At 43.1% G+C, this 5,765-nt stretch carries 7 protein-coding genes; 5 read left to right on the top strand and 2 right to left on the bottom strand.

Annotation, left to right across the window (positions count from 1 at the left end):
• The coding region (locus VIP81_RS22470) for a M13 family metallopeptidase (RefSeq protein WP_331966688.1) at positions 1–1,073 on the top strand (1,073 nt) is incomplete at its 5' end.
• 151 nt (positions 1,074–1,224) lie between these two features.
• A complete protein-coding gene (locus VIP81_RS22465; RefSeq protein WP_331966685.1) occupies positions 1,225–1,509 on the top strand; it encodes a YHS domain-containing protein in 285 nt (94 codons plus the stop codon).
• 426 nt (positions 1,510–1,935) lie between these two features.
• On the opposite strand, the gene VIP81_RS22460 is transcribed toward VIP81_RS22465, so the two are convergent.
• A complete protein-coding gene (locus VIP81_RS22460; protein ID WP_331966682.1) occupies positions 1,936–2,337 on the bottom strand; it encodes a hypothetical protein in 402 nt (133 codons plus the stop codon).
• Positions 2,338–2,593: 256 nt separating this feature from the next.
• Complete coding sequence (locus VIP81_RS22455) at positions 2,594–3,421, bottom strand: UDP-2,3-diacylglucosamine diphosphatase (RefSeq protein WP_331966679.1); 828 nt, start codon at positions 3,419–3,421, stop codon at positions 2,594–2,596.
• 180 nt (positions 3,422–3,601) lie between these two features.
• Between VIP81_RS22455 and VIP81_RS22450 the strand changes: the two genes are divergently transcribed.
• The 3 genes from VIP81_RS22450 to VIP81_RS22440 all read left to right on the top strand — a co-directional run.
• On the top strand, positions 3,602–4,252 hold the full coding sequence (locus VIP81_RS22450; protein ID WP_079469694.1) for a DUF47 domain-containing protein: 651 nt from the start codon (positions 3,602–3,604) through the stop codon (positions 4,250–4,252).
• Positions 4,253–4,293: 41 nt separating this feature from the next.
• Positions 4,294–5,298: an inorganic phosphate transporter gene (locus VIP81_RS22445; protein WP_331966672.1), complete on the top strand. Its 1,005-nt coding sequence runs from the start codon at positions 4,294–4,296 to the stop codon at positions 5,296–5,298.
• Positions 5,299–5,522: 224 nt separating this feature from the next.
• Positions 5,523–5,765 (top strand): sugar phosphate nucleotidyltransferase (locus VIP81_RS22440; protein WP_331966669.1); only part of this gene is annotated, 243 nt, incomplete at its 3' end.

Below are 5,765 nucleotides of genomic sequence, written 5' to 3'. Positions count from 1 at the left end.
CGTCTTTTGATGCAGAAAATTTCCATTTCTTTGCTACTGTGATGAGAGGGACCAAAGCACAGAAAACCCGTACTGAACGAGCGATCCGCTCTACAGATGGTAAAATGGGCATGCCACTGGGTAAACTGTTTGCGAAGAAATATTTCCCTGAAAGCAGCAAACAGAAAGTATCTGAAATGATCGAAAACGTGCGTAAAGTCTATGGCGAAAGAATCGATAAACTCACCTGGATGGGCGATTCTACCAAACAGATGGCGCACAAAAAATTAGCTTCCTTTACTTATAAGATCGGGTATCCTGACAAATGGAAAGATTATTCTTCTATCAATATTGAAAAAGGCAAACTGCTGGAAAACGTAGTAGCAGCAAGCCTGTACGAGCACAAAGAAAATATTGACAAAATAGGCAAACCAGTAGACAAAAGCGAATGGGGCATGACACCTCAAACCGTAAATGCATACTACAATCCTTTAAACAACGAAGTAGTATTCCCTGCAGGTATCCTCCAGCCTCCTTTCTACAATCCGAATGCAGACGACGCGATCAACTACGGTGGTATCATTGCCGTAATAGGCCACGAGTTTACCCATGGCTTTGATGACCAGGGTTCTCAGTTTGATGCAGAAGGTAACCTGAAAAACTGGTGGACAGAAGCTGATCGTAAAAACTTCGATAAGCTGACCAAACGTTACATCGATTATTTCAGCACCCTGGAAGCTTTACCTGGCTTCAAAATAAATGGTGCTTTAACCATTGGCGAAAACGTAGCCGATCTGGGTGGTTTAACACTGGCCTACCATGCATTGGTAAAATCTTTTGAAGGCAAAGGCGAACCTAAACCTATCGACGGATTTACCTGGCAGCAACGTTTCTTCCTGGGCTGGGCGCAGGTATGGCACGGTAATATTACCGATGCTGCCCTCCGCAATCAGATCCAGACAGATCCACACTCTCCGGCAAGATTCCGCATCAACGGACCATTACCTCACCTGGCTGAATTCCAGGCGGCATGGGGTTGTGCTCCCGGTAATAAAATGGTATTACCCGAAGCAGATCGTGTAGTAATCTGGTAAACAGAATTACAAATTACGAATTACGGATTACGGATTTGTGGCTAGATTGTAAACGCGAAAATTATCATTCGCGAATATCTACCTGCAAATCCGTAATTCGTAATTTGTAATTCGTAATTTCTTTTATCAATACCTTCGTAAAAAAAATAGCATGAAATATATATTCTTCATCGGTAGCGCATTATTCCTGTTTGCCTGTGCTCAACAAAACAAACCAGCTGAAAATACTACCATGCCGGCTCCTGCGGCGCCAGCAGAAAAACTGACAGCAGATGCCAATGGCAAATTGCCTGATCCAGTATGTGAAATGCCTTATGACACCAGTTATAAAGAATGGGCCGTATACAAAGGAGATACCGTACATTTTTGTTCCGTTACCTGCAAAAGCGTATTCGAAAAAGCACCGGAAAAACAGATGGCTAAACTGGGCAAATAGTCCGATAACTAATAAAAACCGTCCGGGTAGAAACCCGGGCGGTATTGGGTTCAGTTTATGAATCTATTTTTAAAATACAACTATTGCAAAATTTGTGAAATTAAAGGTGGGGAGAAATAGGATCAGCATGTTTCCGTAATAATGAGTTGATGGATACCCGTTAACAAAACACTTTGTTGGTTCACTTACAAAATAGGTTTCCTATACCTTGCTACTTCATTAATTTTCAATACTTCTTTAGTACTATTTGCAAAAGTATTGGCAGCACATTACCACATTGTTAAGAGAATATTACCAGCATGTTAATTGGTGAAAGATTTCAGGAGGACTAACTGTAATAAGTATACGAAAAGCAGGATATCGGTAGGGGGCTAAAAACGAACCCGGAAAATTACATCTCCCGGAAAAATATAAAACAAACAAAAATTACCACATATTCTGCTGAGGTGACTGCCGGTTACTATTCACCAGCATGTCCAGGGAAATGTCCAGCTGATAGTTACGGTCTTCCTTCTTCTCCCCAGCAGGGCTGGCTATCTGGAATAAATGCTGGCTCTTGTTCATAAAAGGCTTGTTGTCCTTGTTACAAAGTTCCAGCGAAAAGTTAAACCGCTCTTCCACCTCTTCCTCAAATTCGCGCAAACTCAAGGTTTCATCTATCGGGAACTCTATCAGGATCTCCTCTTCAAAACCGGCTTCTTTCAGGGTATCAAAAGCATTTGCCAGGGAGTTACGCACATACACTGCCACATTACAAAAGAGCAAACGCTGAATCTGCATTTGCAATAGGGAGATAGTCATTAAAGGATGCAACTTCAATACTTTCATCTAGCTGTTTTTCTGCTTTTTTAAATGTACACTATCGTCACACTTAATTATTTCTCTGGCAAACTTAGGAGTCTACTTTTAATTTAATATTAAGCGCTTGTTATGATTTTGTGAAAATAATATTTAAATATAAATATATATATTTTATTTGCATAAAGTGGAAAGCATAAAGCAAAAAGCTACCGAAGCGAATTAAATAAGCGAATATCATGACAAATTATCCGCTTCGGTAGTTTTTTGCTTTATGCTTTCCGCTTTATGCTTTAAAACTAATGATCCGCGTAGCGTCCCAATCGGTGGCGGCATCCTCTTCATCTTCCGCGAGTACAATTTTGGATTTGGTAACGGGGTGCTGGTACAGGGTCCATTGTTGGTTTATATATTCGAGAGACGTAAGGCTTTCTACCCAGTCGCCGGAATTCAGGTAAGTCACCGTTTTATCGCCCACCTTCATTTCTTTGATCAGGGGCTGGTGAATATGTCCGCAGCACACTACATCAAAGTCTTTATCTGCCGCTATTTCGGCCACTGTTTGTTCAAAATCGGAAATAAATTTAACGGCCGTTTTCACGCCCTGCTTCACTTTTTTGGAAAATGACATCTTTTCCCGGCCGAAGCTTTCCAGCACATTGTTCACCAGCCGGTTCAGGATAATGAGCAGATCATAGCCCTTTCCGCCCAGCTTGGCCAGCCATTTGGAGTTTTTCATGGTCACATCATATACGTCTCCGTGAAAGAACCAATGCCTTTTTCCATCTACCTCCAGCACCAGCTTATTGTCGATCGTAAAGTTACCCAGCTCAAAACCGGCGTACTTACGCAGGGCTTCGTCGTGGTTCCCGGTCAGGTAATATACCTCGGTTCCCTTGCCGATCATCTTCAGAATTTTCCGGATTACCTTGGTATGTGCTTTTGGGAAAAAGCGTTTACTAAATTGCCAGATATCGATAATATCCCCATTCAGTACGAGTATCCGCGGATCGATACTATCCAGGTACTGGATCAGTTCTTTGGCGTGGCACCCGTAAATCCCAAGATGTACATCTGAGATCACGGCAATATCTAATGGGCGTTTGTCTGACATTAATTGGTGGTATGTACAGGTTGTAGGCAGCCTGTTTATGAGTATAATTTTCTATGCAAAGGAAAAATCGCTATATTACTTTTATATTAATCCAGTGTTAAGGAATTATTAATTCGTGTTTTTTGCTGGTAGGGATAGATCGAGAAAGCTAATTTTGCGGCAAATTATAAACTCAAACGTATGGGAGGCTTCAATTCTTTTGTTAAACTATTCATGCCGAAAGACCGGGTATTTTATTCTTTGTTTGAAGATGTGGCTTCCAATCTTGTAGAAATGGCAACTGTGCTCAATGAGCTGGTAGCCACTACTGATCTGGCTGTGAGGAAAGATAAAGTGCACCTGATAGAGCGCCTGGAACACAAAAATGACGATTACACTCACCGCATATTTGTAGAACTCGGACAAAACTTCATTACCCCTTTTGACCGGGAAGACATTCACTATCTGGCCGCCACCCTGGACGATGTAGCTGATTACATCCATGGTTCTGCCAAGAGAATGGACCTCTACAAAGTACATTACATCAATGACAGCATCCGTAAACTGGCGGAATTAATCCACCTGGGTGTACTGGAACTTGCTAAAGCGATCCCCGAATTGCGCAATATGCAGAATATGCGCATCATTACAGATGCCTGCGTAAAGATCAACAGCCTGGAAAACCATGCTGATGACATCTATGACATGGCCATCGCCGATTTGTTCGACACCGAGCAAAATGCGGCAGAACTGATTAAAATGCGTGAAATCTACCAGGCCCTGGAAATCGCTACCGACAAGTGCGAAGACTGCGCCAACGTAATAGAAACCATTATTATCAAGTACTCCTGATAAGGGAAATACAGTTCTGAACGCATAATTCTCCCTAAGTCATGACTTTATTAGTTGTAATTATCATACTGGCCTTCATCTTTGACTATATCAATGGTTTTCATGATGCTGCCAACTCTATCGCCACAATTGTGTCGACCAAAGTACTGACACCGTTTCAGGCAGTGCTCTGGGCCGCAGTTTTCAACTTTGCGGCTTTTTTTATTGCCAAATATATCATCGGTGAATTCAAAGTTGCCAATTCTGTAGCCAGCTCGGTATTTGAACAGTTCATTACACTCAAAGTAATTCTTTGTGGCCTGGTGGCCGCTATTACCTGGAACCTCTTTACCTGGTGGCTGGGTATCCCATCCAGTTCCTCGCATACGCTGATCGGGGGCTTCATAGGCGCCGCAGTAACGGCTTCCGGTGGCAATATAGACGTTATCAATTTCCATAAAGTATTACCTACGGTATATTTCATCGTCCTTGCACCGCTGATAGGTATGGTGGTGGCTTTCATTATCACCCTCATCATTGTGAACATCTGCCGCAAGGCAAATCCCTATCGCGCAGAAAGCTGGTTCAAACGCCTGCAGCTGGTATCTTCCGCTGCTTTGAGCCTTGGACACGGTAGTAACGATGCCCAGAAAGTAATGGGCATCATCTCTGCTGCCATGGTATCTGCCGGTTATATCGGCAGTATCAAAGAGATGCCGGACTGGGTGCCATTGGCCTGCTTTACCTGTATCGCACTCGGTACCATGAGCGGTGGCTGGAAAATCGTTAAAACCATGGGTACACGTATCACCAAAGTAACGCCCCTGGAAGGTGTGGCAGCGGAAACATCCGGTGCTATTACCCTGTTCCTCACCGAACACCTGGGTATTCCTGCCAGTACCACCCACGTTATCACGGGTGCTATCATGGGAGTAGGTGCTACCAAAAGATTATCCGCCGTTCGTTGGGGGGTAACCGTTTCCCTCCTCTGGGCATGGGTTTTAACCATTCCCATCAGTGGACTGCTGGCTGCATTTACTTATTTCATTGTAAGTCTCTTTATTTAAAGCATAAAGCGGAAGGCAAAAAGCAAAAAGCCATAGAAGCGAATGATGAGAGCGAATATTATTCTTTCGCATAGTTCATTCGCTTCTATGGCTTTTTGCTTTTTGCCTTCCGCTTTATGCTTAAAAAAAAATCGCTCTATTTGAAAGAGAGCCGCTATTTTTGTGCGGCCTTATGATAATTTTTAAAAGCCATGGGCTAGTGACCATCAAAAAATGATCTTCAAATGAAAGGAATTATCCTGGCCGGCGGTTCCGGCACCCGCTTGCACCCCATTACGTATGCCATCAGCAAACAAATCATGCCGGTGTATGATAAACCAATGATCTATTATCCGCTGTCTACACTCATGCTGGCAGGAATAAAGGATATCCTGATCATTTCTACACCACATGACCTCCCCGCTTTTCAACGTCTTTTTGGTAACGGGCAACAGCTTGGGCTGAACCTCAGCTATGCTGAACAACCT

It is taken from the genome of Chitinophaga sp., assembly GCF_036566945.1.
In the GTDB taxonomy this organism is placed as follows: Bacteria; Bacteroidota; Bacteroidia; order Chitinophagales; family Chitinophagaceae; genus Chitinophaga.
This window is presented reverse-complemented; position numbering and strand designations above follow the sequence as displayed.